Source organism: Mycolicibacter sp. MU0083 (genome assembly GCF_963378075.1).
GTDB classification, from domain to species: Bacteria; Actinomycetota; Actinomycetes; order Mycobacteriales; family Mycobacteriaceae; genus Mycobacterium; species Mycobacterium kokjensenii.
On sequence record NZ_OY726394.1, the window covers coordinates 570,786 to 585,584 of the forward strand.

Consider the following 14,799-nt stretch of genomic DNA (forward strand, 5'->3'; position numbering starts at 1 on the left):
CGAATGAGAGCGATGCGACGGCTCGGCAACATGTCTGCAGGACCTCCTGTAGATGAAAACTCGGTATACAAGGTGATACCAGAGGGGCCTGACACAGGTGAACGTGCGACCGATTTTTTGTAGATTACTCCGGCGTTGCCGGTCAATAGCGCGGGATTCGTGTCCTACCGTTCCCTATATCATCGGGTGCCGGTTGATTCGGTCCGGTTCGACACGACGGAGGTCGGAACGTCCTGGGCTACCGCTCCCGCACCGCCGCGACGATCGCTGAGGCCGCCAGCGCTGGCTCGTCGTGCTCCCAGAACCGGAGTACCGTCCATCCCTCGGCCTCGAGCATCGACGTCACCCGCTCGTCGCGCGCGCGGTTGCCGGCAACCTTGGCCGCCCAGAACTCGGCGTTGCGTTTGGCCACGGTGTGGTGTCGCGGGCACCCGTGCCAAAAGCACCCATCGATGAACACCGCGACGCGTGCGCGTGTGAACACCAGGTCGGCTCGCAGACGCCGGTGGTCGGAGAGTGGAGGGTAGTCGACGCGATAGCGCAGGCCCGCGGCGTGCACCAGCCGACGCACCGCGAGCTCGGGTTGGGTATCGCGCCGGCGGTTCGCGCGCATCGATGCCCGAGTCGCATCCGACGATGCCCACGAGGTATCGACAGCCACGTCTAAACGGTACGGCCGGCGCGCCTCTCCGCGGTGTCGGAACCCTAATTTATGGTGGAGCGCATGGCGGACGTAATCGACCTCTTCGCAGGTTGCGGGGGCATGACCGCGGGATTTGTCGCCGAGGACTACACGCCCGTGCTGTCGGTCGAATTCAACCTCCACGCGGCGGCGACCTATGCCGCGAACTTCGGCGAGGACCATACGGTCTTCGGAGACATCAAGGGCGTCAAGAAGCGGGATATACCTCGGGCGGACGTGGTAATCGGTGGCCCGCCCTGCCAGGGTTTTTCCAGCCTGGGATCCAGGGACATCAACGACCCGCGGAATCAGCTCTGGCGCGAATACCTGCGGGTGGTGAGTGTCGCCAAGCCCAAGGTGTTCGTGATCGAGAACGTCGACCGGTTCATGAAGTCGCCCGAGTTCCAGCTCCTGCTTCACGAAGCCGAGCACGGATCGCTCAAGGGCTATCAGCTCACCTACGGCCATCTGAACGCCGCCGACTACGGTGTCGCCCAGCGACGCATCCGGACGATCGTGATCGGTTCCCGGATCGGGCGCATCGAGTTGCCGGCGCCGACGCATTCCCGGAACCCGGCCAAGGATTCGGGGCTTCTTCCATGGAACGGAACCGAAACGCGTATCAAGAGGTTGCCGGCGATTCCCGCGACGACTTCTCTACCTGCGAGTACTGTGAGGTTTTTCGACGAGACGGTCCCGGGTGTGTTCAAGGGACTCGACCTCCACATCGGGCGCAACCCCACGCGACTGTCTCTCCAGCGGTACGACCACGTGCCGCCCGGTGGTGGGCGCTTCGACGTACCAGAACACCTGTTGCCGCGTTGCTGGCGTGAGAAGCCCACCGGAACCACCGACGTCATGGGCCGCATGCGCTGGGACTTCCCCTCGCACACCATCCGCACCGAGTTCTACAAGCCGGAGAAGGGAGCGTACCTGCATCCGCAGTGGGATGCGCGTGGCCGCAACCGGGTGAACCGTCCGATCACCCACCTCGAAGCGGCGCGCCTACAAGGGTTCGACGAGGACTACCTGTGGTGCGGGACCAAGATCGAGATCGCACGGCAGATCGGCAACGCAGTTCCCGTCGGTCTTGCTCGAGCAATAGCCGAGCACCTACGCGCGCACCTGTGATCGGTTCGACCGACCTGCTGATCGGAGCCGAGCCGACGGCAGTGGCACAGGACTCCCGTGCACAGGCAATACGACGTCGGCGCAACACTTTCCGTACCTATCCGGCTCCGACCGAACCGATGGGGAAGATGCCGGGCGCATGGTTCCTCGAGAGTGGTTTGGATCAGCACGTACCCCCCTCCCTGAAAGTCTTCGTCGACTGGTTCGAACAAGAGCCCGATGCCCGCGAACGGTTCAGGTGGGCGCTACGGGACTCCCTCGACGAACTGCTCGATGGGCAACGTACGGGCCGCTGGGCCTATCAACATCTGTCGAAGACCGAGAAGACGTACCTCGGAACCGCGGTCGAGGTGAATCTGACCAAAGAATTCGAGTTCGCCGGCGGCGACGACCTGGACTGGAAGATCGCGGGTCACGATATCGATTGCAAGTTTTCCAAGGATCTCGGTCATTGGGAAATCCCCATGGAGATGTATCTGTGCGACGACCACGACGGCCGTCAGGGCAAGGCGAATCAGGCTGCTCTGCTGACGTGGTTCGACGACACGACAAGTCGCTGGGCTGCAGGATTGATTCGAATCACCGACGAGTCACTGTGGTGGAGACTCGACAAAGACGGCAACACCGTCCGCGGATACAACCGTGACAACAAGCGTCGTCTCGCCGAATCGTCGGCGGGCGCCGTCTATTGGTTGTGGGGCGGCCTGCAGACAGATCTTCCGCGCAATCTCCTCCTGCAGATGGCGCCCGACGCGCGTGAGCGCATTCTGTCACCGGAACTGTCCGGGCAGAAGCGGGTGGACCAACTGTTCCGGGCGATCCAGGGACAGATCGTGGGCCGGCGCACCGTTCTTACCGTGGCGCAGCAGGACGATGCCCCTAAGCGCGTACGGGACGCACGGACTGTCCTCCGACGGGAGGGGGTCTTGATTCTGGGTCACCAAGACGCCCACCCCGCGATCGCCGCTGCGCTGGGGCTACCGGTGCCGATCAAGGGGGAGTGGATCGCAGTGCGGATCGCTCCGGTGACGGAGACGGACGGTCGCCCGTTCTTCGAAATGCACGGGCGACGCTGGGCACGGGCTCGCGATGACGATCCAGTGGAAAATTTGCGGATGGACTACCGCTATTTCAAATAGGCCTGCGTCGGAATCCTTTGGTGAAGTCGTTGCCGGGTAGTGCAATATCACGTGTGCCAGGAGTTTCGCGCCGGCGGTCGCATTGGGCATCTCGTCCGCAGGTGAACTTCTGTCCGACATCGTTGGTAAGTTTGGGAAGCTAACGGAGAAGTAGATCGGGGATTCGAGTGATAGATGGCGTAGCCATCGCAGGGACGTGGTGTAGTGCGTGGCGCGCCACGAAATGCCTCCATACCAAGCGCGTAGCGACGGCCGACTGGCATGGCGGCCGACTCTCGCCAAGATGCCGGTCGGCCGTAAGCCGGGCAGGCTTCGGCGCGTCGCAACAATCCCGGTCACGTGGGGTCGCGCGGTGATGGCGAGTGACGCATTCCAATTGAACGAGCATCAGGTGGCGGTCGTTGAGGCGAGTGTCGACGCACGTCTACTGGTGATCGCTGGAGCCGGTCAGGGCAAGACTGAAGTCGTCGCGAGCCGGATCGATTCGCTCGTGAAGGACTATGATTTGTCTGCGTCGGAAGAAATACTCGTGCTGAGTTTTTCGAGGGCCGCCGTGTCAGCGGTCAAATCTCGACTGACGCTCAGGGACGTTGCCTGTCCCAATGTCCGGACATTCGACTCATTCGCGAATTATCTTCTGCTAGAGGCGGACATCGAGCCCGCGGGAAGTTTCGATGCGCGCATACGTCGTGCGACCAAGGTTCTTGTCGAATCCGACGAAGTGCCGGACGTCGTCGCGTCGCTACAGCATGTCGTAATCGACGAGGTGCAAGACCTTGTGGGCGATAGAGCGGATTTTGTTCTCGCGCTGCTGGAACGGCTCGATAAAAATGCGGGTATCACCGCGCTGGGCGACCCCCTGCAGGGCGTGTATGACTTCGTGCTGGAGGAATCGCTCAGCGACACCACCTCAGACGATTTTTTCGAGGCGCTCAAAGATGTGTTCAACTGTGAGACGGCTGGACTCGGACGGAATTATCGCGCCCAAGGCGACGACCCGAGGAACATCGTCGAGCTCGGCAACGATCTGTGGGAATTGTGGGAAAACGAGGAGGGGTATGTCGCGGAATCGTTTCTTGACGAGGCCGTAGGTGGGCTGGACCATCTGGGACACATCGGAAAATGGCACAACCTGGTTCCCTGTGAGGGAAAAACGACCGCGATCCTCTGCGCGACGAACGCCGACGCGCTACGGGTTTCCCGATTCTTACGCTGGAAGAAGGTCCCTCATGCAGTTCGACGACATGCGCAGGATTTCGGTGCTGCTCGATGGATTGCCGAGGCCCTCGGACCATTGCCCGGGCCCAAGGAGCGACGGTCCGAAATCGAAGCGGCGCTCGAAACGATTCTCGACGAAACGGCTCGCGACGGGAAGTGGAACGAACTAAAGGCTCTCGAAGGCCGCGCCGGCGACTTCGATGCATTGGACCTGGTCAGGGTTCATAAACGTATCCGAGCCGGGGCGATACCGCTCCCGTTGACCGAACCCGATCACAGTGCGGTGATCGTGTCGACCATTCACCGCGCGAAGGGTCTGGAATTCGATCGGGTATTTGTCGTCAAACCGACGTGGGAACCGGACGATGAAGATTCTTGGACGCGCGTACGTCGCGATTATGTGGCGCTGAGTCGTGCTCGAGAGACGATCGTGATATGCGAATACGGAAGACCGAAGGCGAGCATCGCTGAATATAGGGGCCGCTTCTACCGCCGGAAAAAGAACTGGAAGACGAAACGTTTGTGGACTCAATCCATGGAATTTCAATACGGCGATGTGGAGACCGATGCTCCGGTCTCCACGGAGGGGATCGATCCCCGAGATGTGCAGTCTGTACTGGCCTCTGACAACCTTGTCGGGGCTCGCCTGCAGTTACACCTGGACGAGGCGACCAGCACGGGCGGCAGGCCTGCGTACCTATTGGTTACCGACGACGGTCGTTTGGTCGGTCGGACAAACGACCATTTCAACGACGAGTTCGTGCAGGCATTCGGGTGCCGGAAGGGGTATCCCAGAGTTGTCGATGGCTTGACTTTGGTATCGATCGAAACCGTTGCGGGAGATCCGAGGTGCTCCGAACGCGCTGGGCTGGGGACCGCCGGATTCTGGCTGGTTGCTCGAGCTGCAGGCCTGGCATCGCCGGACTGGTCCAACGTTAAGGGTAGATAGTGACGAAACTCGATGCGCAATACGAATTCCGCGACGCAATCATCGACGAGTTGATCAAGGATCTGGTGGGCCCCGCCGACGGTGCCGACGAAGTGATCACCGACCTTCCTCTGGACCGGTATGTTGCGGGAGTTCTCTGGCCGGCCGATAACGCGGTGCAGGAGCTGCCGGACCCCGACAGCGGGGAAGCCGAGGAGGACGGCGGCGAAGACGTCCCTATCGCCCAGGCGCTCGTTCGCTACCCCACGTCGATGGGGATCACCTTCTCCGTCGACCTGTCCGCGGCGACGCTGATCACGGTCGATGTACAGGCTGCCAGGTACACACCGAATTCGGATGAAAACGATTCCGGTGCGCAATCGAGGAGCCGAGGTCCGGCAAAACCGAAGTCATGGCTACGAGACGCCGTGGATGTAGAGCCGGTCACCTTGTCGGTTACCGACGCCGGCCCCAAAAAACTCGAAGTCGTTCCCGGCCTGCAGCTCTTCGTCTACACGCGTTCTCCGCGCGATAACATCGTCACCATCTCGGTCGCTCTTCGAAACACCCAGGTGCCCGGTAAGAAGGATCTACGGGATTCTTACGCGTGGTTCCAAACGGGAATCAAGATCACCTCACCGGAGTCGGCGATAGTCGACCGAAGTTCGTATGGGGCCCTCAGCTCAGATCCCGATCTGAGATCCGCGGCACTCTTGTATCGGAAAGCGCGTGTCTTCGCCGTCGGGCACGGCTGTGCCGCCACGTGGGATCGGGGGAACGGGCTCGGTCGGGTCGAGTGGGTGCAAACCACCGCAGTGCCCCGACAAGAGGTGCATCGTGCCCGGCCGAGGAAAGTCGGCGATGAAATCGATCTGCGGATGTCGTTTCTGGCCGGTGCCTCTGACGAACAGCTCGCCGATGTCCTGGGTGCGCTGGTCGCGGAGTATCGAGCGTGGATCGATGCTCTGGCCGACCGAGTGGCCAAAGGTGAAGCCGACGTCGACGACGAACTACGCGGTGTTGCCGACGAACACCTTGCGAGGGCGCGAGCTACCGCCGTCCGTATTCAGCGCGGTATCGATCTGCTGATAGGTGACCCAACCGTCGGAAGGGCGTTTCGGCTGGCCAATACGGCGATGCAGACGCAGCGAGCGCGTCAGGACTGGGTGCGAAAGGGCGCGACCGGAACTGTCGGCGACGGCGTCCAACAGGCGTGGCGCCCCTTCCAGATTGCCTACGTCCTGCTGAACCTCCCCGGAATCGTGGATGTCGACCATGAAGATCGGGACATTGCCGATCTGCTTTGGTTCCCGACCGGTGGTGGGAAGACGGAAGCGTATCTGGGTCTTGTCGCCTTTACCGTTCTGTACCGGAGGTTGTGCGACTCGTCGGCGACGGGCGTCGCAGTGATAATGCGCTATACGTTGCGGCTCTTGACGATTCAGCAGTTCGAGCGTGCGACTATGCTTATGTGCTCACTTGAAATGCTACGGCGATGTGAAACCGACCTGGGTGCGGAAGGCTTTTCGATAGGACTCTGGGTAGGGCGAGCAGCGACACCGAACAGCCTCGTTGAGGCGAGGAAGTCGTTGCGTGACCTTGCATCGGGTAGAGAGCTCAACGAAAAGAATCCGGTTCAACTGACTCAGTGTCCCTGGTGCGGTGACTATTTGGGTGACTCGCACTACTCGGTTCTGAAGCCGCCGAATGAAAGACTCCGGATCGCGTGCGGGAATGAATCCTGCGATTTTCGTGATGGACTTCCCGCGTACGTGGTCGATGAGGACATCTATCGAGTACGCCCCGAACTGATTCTCGGCACGGTAGACAAATTCGCGCAGATGGCATGGCGAGACGATGTGCGCACTTTGTTCGCCTGTGATGGGAGCGGTTCGCCGCCTTCGCTGATAATCCAAGACGAGCTCCATTTGATCTCGGGGCCGTTGGGATCGGTCGTCGGGCTCTACGAGACCGCCGTAGACGCCGCTTGCAGCCTCGGGATAGAACCCGATGGAACGATCCGCGGGCGTCCGAAGATCATCGCATCGACCGCCACGATTCGTCGCGCCGACCGACAGATCCAAGCGGTATTCAATCGACTCGCAGAGCAGTTTCCGCCGATGGGGATAGACCCGGACGACTCGTTTTTCGCCGAGCCCGCACCGCGAGACTCGCTCGGAACACGCGAATACGTCGGAATCATGGCGCCCGGTACGAGCCATGCAACCTTGATGGTTCGCGTGTATGCGGCTGTATTGCAAGCGGTTCGCGATTTGCCGGGAGACCCCGCTGTTCGGGATCCCTACTGGACGTTACTCGGCTATTTCAACAGCCTCCGAGTGCTTGGAAGCGCCAACCTTCAGGTCGAAGGTGACGTCCGTGATCGCTTGAAACTAGTGGCCGGGCGCAAACAAGCGGAGCCGCGTGAGCTGCGGTCGCCGATAGAATTGACCAGCCGTGTGGCCTCCGCGGATATTCCGCGCTATCTCAAAAGTTTGGAGAGATCGTTCCCTTCGAAGGAAGCCAACGATGTCGTTCTGGCGACGAACATGATCTCCGTGGGCGTCGATATCGATCGCCTCGGTCTGATGACGGTCATGGGTCAGCCTCAGTCCAGTGCCGAATACATTCAGGCGACGAGCCGGGTCGGCCGGCAACACCCCGGTCTGGTCGTGACGATCTTCAATTCGGCACGGTCTCGAGATCGTTCCCACTATGAGAATTTCGTGCCCTACCATCAGGCGCTGTATCGAGCGGTCGAGGCTACGAGCGCCACTCCGTTTGCCGCTCGTGCCAGAGACCGTGCCCTGCACGGCGTTCTCGTATCACTCGCGCGGCTTCTTATCGACGATTTGTCCGGGGACACCTCTGCGAACCGTGCCGCAGATTTACGGGACCGGCTTAATCAGATGGCCGAATTGCTGGCGCGTAGGGCCGAGGCCGTCGCCGAAGACGAGGCGGAGGAGACCGCTCGCCAGCTAAGCGCTCTTGTCGAGGTGTGGACCAGGGAGGCCGACGCGAACACCGACATGCGCTATCGCGATAGCAGCAACGACTACAGCGATTCGCTGTTGATCCCCGCCGACGTGGCGATGACGACCCTCGATCCGTCCGAGTACTCGACGCTCGAGACGCCCTGGCCGACATTGCAGAGCATGAGGGACGTGGATGCCGAGAGCGCGCTGTTCCAGATTCCAGCTAGAAGGGTGCCACGATGACCGGCGCTAAGGCCCGACGTAGCCAGCTACTCAGCACCTACGGGGTGGGTGGACTCTTCCCGTCCGAATCGACAAGCTACATGATTGCGGGCCTGCACGAATGGGACGAAAAGCGTGCCGAACCGGTCAGCGAGCCACGGCTTGCCAGGGCGTTGGGTGTATCGGAGCTGAAGGCACCTCCCGCGGGAGGCAGGCGTGACGTCCCGGTTATCCGATATCCGTACACACAGGTCTGCCCAAGCTGCCGTCGGATCGGTGCGCTCTCCGACCTGTCCAAAGACAAAAACGTCGCCAAATGCAAAGTCGACAACACCGATCTCAGCCCGTTCCGGCTGATCGCCGCCTGCCGCAACGGCCACCTGAGTGAGTTTCCGGTCTATCAGTGGTTACACAGTAGCCAGCGGGACAAGATCAAGAGCGACGTCCACGAAATGAAACTCACCGTCCTGGGTCGGACGTCCTCCCTGGGGGATCTGACATTGACCTGCACTTGCGGTGTCGACGACATTTCGTTGGAAGGTGCTATCGGCGCCGCATCGTTGAAGGATTTCGGCAAGTGTCGTGGCCTGCGGCCCTGGTTGGGTTTGGATACACATGAAGAGTGCGACCAGATACCGCAGGTGGTTCAGCGCGGTGCATCGAATGTGTGGTTCCCCGCGGTTCGATCGGCGATATCGATACCGCCGTATTCACAGGCACTGGCGAAGTTCGTCGGTAAGTACTGGGCCATGGTCGAGGGAATGGAAGACGACTCGGCCGGGTTGCCCGTTGGGCTCGCAAAGATGTCGAAGGGGCGATTCAGCGCGGATCAGATCAAACGTGAGATCGAGCGACGTCGCGGTGAAGAGCAAGCGGCCGAAGAGATTTCCGAGGCAAAGCTGAGGTTGGACGAGTACAAAGCCTTGGTCGAAGGTCGTGAAGACGAGGGCCCCGGCTCGGACTTCGCAGCTTTGCAGCGAGGCGTTCCCGATGGCTTCGAGTCGTATATCACGCACGTAAGGAAGGTGACTCGTCTTCGCGAAGTCCGGGCTTTGCAAGGGTTCACCCGTCTGGACGGGGCTCCGGATCCTTCGGGGCCGGGACAGAAGCTCTGCCCGCTGGCACCGAGTCGACTCCATTGGCTGCCGGCGATCGAGGTCATCGGCGAAGGTGTCTTTCTCGCGTTCGACCGGCCGTTTCTGGATGAATGGGCGGGTCGGGAATTCGCCAGGAGCCGGCAGCGGACGCTTCAGAAAGCCGCGGACCGGGCCGCTGCGGAGTACGGGCGACTGCCGGCTCCGGTGGACATCGTCAAGGTCGCCATCCATACCCTGTCGCACGTGATTATCGACCAGTTGTCTTTGGACGCAGGGTATCCGGCGGCGGCATTGCGTGAGCGCTTGTTCGTCGACGAGACCATGGCCGGGCTTCTTGTCTATACGGCCAGCTCTGATTCGGCCGGTAGTTTGGGGGGAGTTGCGGCGATGGCCGAAAGCGAGCACTTGCGCGGTGCGTTGATCGAAGGCCTACAACGACTTTCGTGGTGTTCGTCGGATCCGGTGTGCATCGAATCGCAGGGATCTGGCACGGATGCTCTGAACCTCGCGGCATGTCATGCATGTGTCCTCGCGCCCGAGACCTCCTGTGAGATGAACAACTCGTTTCTGGACCGAGCCCTGCTGTTCGGCGCGTACGACCACGACGAGCGCGATGGCCTGTTCGGCGAGTTCATCGACGGACTGATCGACTAGTGGGGCGATATGAAACCTCCCTGAGTTTGATGCCGATGCCGCTAACTTAAGTGCTTCCGCGTTGACCGCAGCCGCCGAGGCAGTGGCACCCCAACTCGGCGTAGGCAAGGAGTCGGTGCCGCGCTGGGTGGTCCAGGCTCAGGCCAAACTGGGTGTCACTGGCGATGAGAACGAGGAGATCAAACGGCTGAAGGCCGAGTGCATCCGCACCACCGTATTCCAACCCGGCCCGTTCCGGACCCTCGCTGACGTCGAGTACGCGATAGCGACCTGGGGCGAGTGGTACAACAACCAACTGCTGCGCTCAACACTTGGCATGGTTGCCCAGTCGAGTACGAGCATGCCCACTACGACGCCCGCAACCGAGAGCGCCAACCCGTATACGGCAGAGAGTCCGGGGCGGTCCATAAGCCAATCGCCAACCGCGACCCCGAACAGGCCGCAGTAGCAGCACTGGCAGCGGACTACCGCCAACACTGTGAACTGGAATTCAGCCTGGCAGAGATCGAAACCTGACAACGTGGCAGCTGCCGAGTTCTGCGCGCACACACCCCCGAGATGGCGCGCCAAGAAATCTGGGCCCTACGGCTCACGCATTACTCGATTCGAGCGTTGATGGTCGAGGTCACCGACCCCGACGGACTTGGCCCAGTACGGATGCTATTCATCCGCACTCTGCGCATCGTCCACCGACACATTGCCGGCAGGCGGGATTCTCTGTTAACAGCATTGGCGTCAACCCCGGGGGCATAACGATTGGACCACTGAATGGGGCCCCTCACCCCACGTGGACCGGGAAGCAATGGAAGGGCGCGCGTTATTCTCGTGCGGTGCCGGATCTGGGTTTCTCTACCGAATTCAAGCACGCATTTGGCAAGGCTAGCCGGCAGATCCAGCGTCGTGTCCGTCGGATGGACGAACTACCTGGTTGCAATTTGGTATGCTGATGCGTGCAGTGACTGGGTAAAACTAGATTTTCGATTATCGGAGGATTGCAGATGTCGCCACAATATTCTTCGACAACGCTGTCGAAATTATTTATGGAAAATCGTCAGGGCGCCGGATAGTGCCCCTTGGGATGGTGGACTTCGGATCGGCGTGAGTCACGCGTGGTGATCAACGAGTCGCGGTGAATGCTAGGCGATTTGGCGTTGGTCGGCTAGTGGTTCGGCCGCTAGCTGTTTGGCGGCGATGACTTTGCGCAACTCGGCCATGGAGACCTCGGATAGGTAGCGGCGGGTGACCTGCCATTCGTCGTGGGCTTCGATGACCACGGCAGTGGCCAGGCGCAGGAACGCGGCCGGGTTGGGGAAGATCTCCACGACATCGGCGCGGCGTTTGATCTCCTTGTTGAGCCGCTCAATCGGGTTGTTCGACCAGATCTTCTGCCAGTGCGCTTTCGGAAACGCCGTGAAGGCCAGCACATCGGTCTTGGCGCCATCCATCATGACAGTGACCTTGGGAAACGCCGACTTAAGCGAGGCGGCGACCTGATCCCATTGCGCGGCAACATCGGCGGGGTCGGTGTGGGCGAAGATCGTCTTGACCGCCGCGGTCACCGCCGGGGCATGCTTGGCGGCCACGGCGCCGTGCAGGTTACGCATGAAGTGCACCCGGCAGCGTTGCCAGGCTGATCCGCTGAACTGCTGGGCGACCGCCGCCTTGAGGCCGGCGTGGGCATCGGAGATCACCAAGTGCACCCCGGCGAGACCGCGGGCTTTGAGCGAGGCCAAAAACTCACGCCAGAACTCGAACGATTCACTGTCACCGACGGCGGTCCCGAGGACTTCGCGGGTGCCATCGATAGAGACCCCGGTGGCCACCACCAGGGCTTGGGAGACCACGTGGGCACCGACACGGACTTTGCAGAACGTGGCATCGCAGAACACGTACGGGAACGTCGTGTGGGTCAGGCTGCGGGTGCGAAACGCCTCGATCTCGCGATCCAGACCTGCGCAGATGCGCGAAACTTCCGATTTGGAGATGCCCGAGTCGACCCCGAGAGCACCGACGAGGTCATCGACGTTGCGGGTCGAAACCCCGTGCACGTAGGCCTCCATGATCACCGCGTGCAGGGCCTTGTCGATGCGACGCCGACGCTCCAGCAGAGACGGGAAAAACGATCCGGCCCGCAGCTTGGGGATCTGCACTTCGATGTCACCGGAGGTCGTCGACAGTGCCTTGGGCCGGTGCCCGTTGCGGTGGGTTTGGCGGTCACTGCTGCGCTGGTAGCGGCCGGCGCCGATCTTCTCGGTGGCTTCGGCCTCAATCAGCGCCTGCAGCCCGGCACGAATCAGCTCCGCGAACACCGCACCGGAATCAGCGGCGGTAAGCGCGTCGAGCTGGGCGAGCAAGGCAGAATGATCCTGGGTCATCGCGTCGTGTGTCCTTTGCTTGAGTCACTTTGGTCGGTAACTCACTGACCACTACGCGATGACCCACCCCAAAGCCCCCAACGACACACCAGAGCCAGTCCGCCCCGGTCAACCGCAGGACCGAAACCCCACCACCCCAGGGGACTTACCCGGGCGCCGTGCGTCTGCCAAGTTTTCAACGCCAGTTCGTATGGTCTATTGATCAGCAACGAGGGCTGGCTACGTCGGTGCTCTTAGATGTCCCATCGGGATCGCTTTTATTTGCGCGCGGAAGTGGAGATACTTTCCCCGCAAGGGGGCTGGGGAGTAAGGAAGTAGAACAACTCCGAAGTGATAGCGAGTACACTTTCGTTCTGGATGGTCAGCAACGACTTTCAACCTTGCATCAAGTATTCGCTGATCCGTTGGGTGCGCAACCCTGGGGAACGAAATCTATCGACCAGTGGTATTGGCGTCTTCGTTACCGTTGGGCGATACAGATTCTCCCGCAAGGTGATGACGAGGATTATTTTGGCTATCGCAGCCTTAATTTCACCCAGCTTCCAGTGGATCCAGATTCTCTTCGGGATAGATTGATCGAGTTGCGTATCAACAAGACCGGACCTGTGCCGTGGTATCACCCGAGCAATCCATCGACACACGCGCAGCGCCTGGCACAAGTTGCTGCCGCCAGCGCCAAGGGCCTTGTCCCGTTGTGGGAGGTAGCGGCGCCCTTCTTGCCGGGGGCGGCTCAGCCGCTCCATCGTCTGGTTTTGCAGCAACTTGCGGACCAGCGTCGGGCGGAAATTGAAGCGCAAATAAGAGATGGTGAATACGGAGAATCGCTGTTGGCGGCGTTGCGAAGAGTTCAGCCATTTCTGCCGGACGTGCCAGCTGAAAACGATCTTGTGGGAGCATTGCATAGCCTTGCGGCAAGTTGGGTGGAATCACTATCTCAGTTTATCGGAAGTCGTGCAAACTACAGTCTTCCCTACGTGGAGATTGGCGCTGATCAGTTGGATCGTGCTGTCGTGATCTTTGAGGAAATGAACAAGGGTGGTACGCCATTGGCGACGTTTGATTTAATAACCGCGAAAGCGGCCAAGGGTGATCTCGCCAAGAGCCTTGCTGACACGTTGGCAAAACTTGTCATTGACGAAAAATTCGAATTACATGAACTATGGGGAGATAATCCGGGCGCCAACCCCGCGGCGTGGTCGATAGATCCGGCCGGCGGGATAGCTATAGATAAAGATGAATTATCAATTCAGTTCAAAAACGCGTTTCTCAACGTCATGTCGTTGCAATCCCGACTGACTGAAGGTATCGATGCGCTAAATGTGGATGCAATTAAACGGAATGCGATTTTGGCTATGAAGCCCGATGCTGTGCTTCAGTACTGGGAATCCGCGGGTCGCGCGGTTCTGCGCGCCTGGGCTTTCCTGCAATTTCGGTGCGGGATTCGGAGGGAGGGTGATCTTCGAAATAAGCTGCTAGTCCTTCCTATTTCGTTATGTTTGGCGTCTGACGATGCCTTTAAGGACCGCGACCGACTTGACCGTATCGAGTATTGGTACTGGTCATCGGTACTAACGGGTACGTACACTGTTCGTCAGAACGAAAACGCCATTAGTGATGCGAAAAAACTCTTGCGGTGGCTGGATGATGGGATCGAGGATCCTTTCGCGAACCGCTTTAAACTTGTTCTGTCCGATCCGCGTTATTCCGACGAGGAGACATTACTCAGAAAAGCGGAAGATTCCGGTGTTTCAACCGATGTCGATACGTATCTGTTGCAGTATGTTTTGAGTCGCTGTCCACGCGATTTTCTGCCATCGGAGGAGGATTCCAATTATACGCCTAGATTGACCGCGTGGGGCGCGGATGATCTTGAAGATCACCATATCGTGCCGTTGGCTAACGCAAAAACGATTAATGAATCGACTCGAACTCTTAGGAAGGGCAAGGAGGGTATCGGGCCATTGCTCAATAGCCCGCTGAATCGCACCTATGTTAGTCGATCAGCGAACCGGAGAATCGGATCTCTGCCAATTGTCCAGTATATTAAAGATGTATCCGATATAGCGCAGGCCGACCACATGATGAGTATTCCCGCGATGGGCAAGGACGAATTTTCAGATTCGTTGGAGGTGGCGCTTAAGAATCGACTGCAGCTTATTCGCAGTAGTGCTCTTAGTGAATTGGGGGCGCTGCGAAAATACTAGAAATATGTCGCAGTGTTGCGAACGTCGGGGAATCGTAGGCGCTCCATCGAGACTCGGGCAACTGATCGGCGGTGAGCTGCCGGTGATGTGGCCGAGTTCCTGTCGGACGGTAGTGCGATAGTCCACACGTAGGCAGCTCTGCGTGGCGACACGGCCACGGCTGTAAGACGATTA

At 59.9% G+C, this 14,799-nt stretch carries 8 protein-coding genes; 6 read left to right on the forward strand and 2 right to left on the reverse strand.

Going from position 1 to position 14,799, the window contains the following annotated elements:
• Positions 1-238 precede the first annotated feature (238 nt).
• Complete coding sequence (locus RCP38_RS02685; protein WP_308475440.1) at positions 239-661, reverse strand: very short patch repair endonuclease; 423 nt, start codon at positions 659-661, stop codon at positions 239-241.
• Between the two features lie 63 nt (positions 662-724).
• Here RCP38_RS02685 and RCP38_RS02690 point away from each other — a divergent pair, with 63 nt between their 5' ends.
• The 5 genes from RCP38_RS02690 (at position 725) to drmB (ending at position 10,046) form a co-directional block, all read left to right on the forward strand.
• The gene (locus RCP38_RS02690) at positions 725-1,813 is read left to right on the forward strand and encodes a DNA cytosine methyltransferase (RefSeq protein ID WP_308475442.1); all 1,089 of its coding nucleotides are present in this window, start codon (positions 725-727) and stop codon (positions 1,811-1,813) included.
• Positions 1,810-2,952, forward strand: coding sequence for a NaeI family type II restriction endonuclease (locus RCP38_RS02695; protein ID WP_308475444.1), 1,143 nt, complete (start codon positions 1,810-1,812; stop codon positions 2,950-2,952). The genes RCP38_RS02690 and RCP38_RS02695 overlap by 4 nt, the downstream gene beginning before the upstream one ends.
• 355 nt (positions 2,953-3,307) lie before the next feature.
• Positions 3,308-5,119: a UvrD-helicase domain-containing protein gene (locus RCP38_RS02700; RefSeq protein WP_373692493.1), complete on the forward strand. Its 1,812-nt coding sequence runs from the start codon at positions 3,308-3,310 to the stop codon at positions 5,117-5,119.
• The gene (locus RCP38_RS02705) at positions 5,119-8,316 is read left to right on the forward strand and encodes a helicase-related protein (RefSeq protein ID WP_308475446.1); all 3,198 of its coding nucleotides are present in this window, start codon (positions 5,119-5,121) and stop codon (positions 8,314-8,316) included. The genes RCP38_RS02700 and RCP38_RS02705 overlap by 1 nt, the downstream gene beginning before the upstream one ends.
• Positions 8,313-10,046 carry a DUF1998 domain-containing protein gene (gene drmB / locus RCP38_RS02710; RefSeq protein WP_308475447.1) on the forward strand — a complete coding sequence of 578 codons (1,734 nt, stop codon included), beginning with the start codon at positions 8,313-8,315 and terminating at the stop codon, positions 10,044-10,046. Before RCP38_RS02705 ends, drmB begins: the two co-directional genes overlap by 4 nt.
• A gap of 1,136 nt (positions 10,047-11,182) precedes the next feature.
• Here the strand turns inward: drmB and RCP38_RS02715 are convergent.
• Positions 11,183-12,421, reverse strand: a complete 1,239-nt coding sequence (locus RCP38_RS02715; RefSeq protein WP_308474565.1) for an IS256 family transposase — start codon at positions 12,419-12,421, stop codon at positions 11,183-11,185.
• A 158-nt stretch (positions 12,422-12,579) separates the two neighbouring features.
• On the opposite strand from RCP38_RS02715, the gene RCP38_RS02720 reads away from it, so the two are divergent.
• Positions 12,580-14,625 carry a DUF262 domain-containing protein gene (locus RCP38_RS02720; RefSeq protein ID WP_308475449.1) on the forward strand — a complete coding sequence of 682 codons (2,046 nt, stop codon included), beginning with the start codon at positions 12,580-12,582 and terminating at the stop codon, positions 14,623-14,625.
• Positions 14,626-14,799 lie beyond the last annotated feature (174 nt).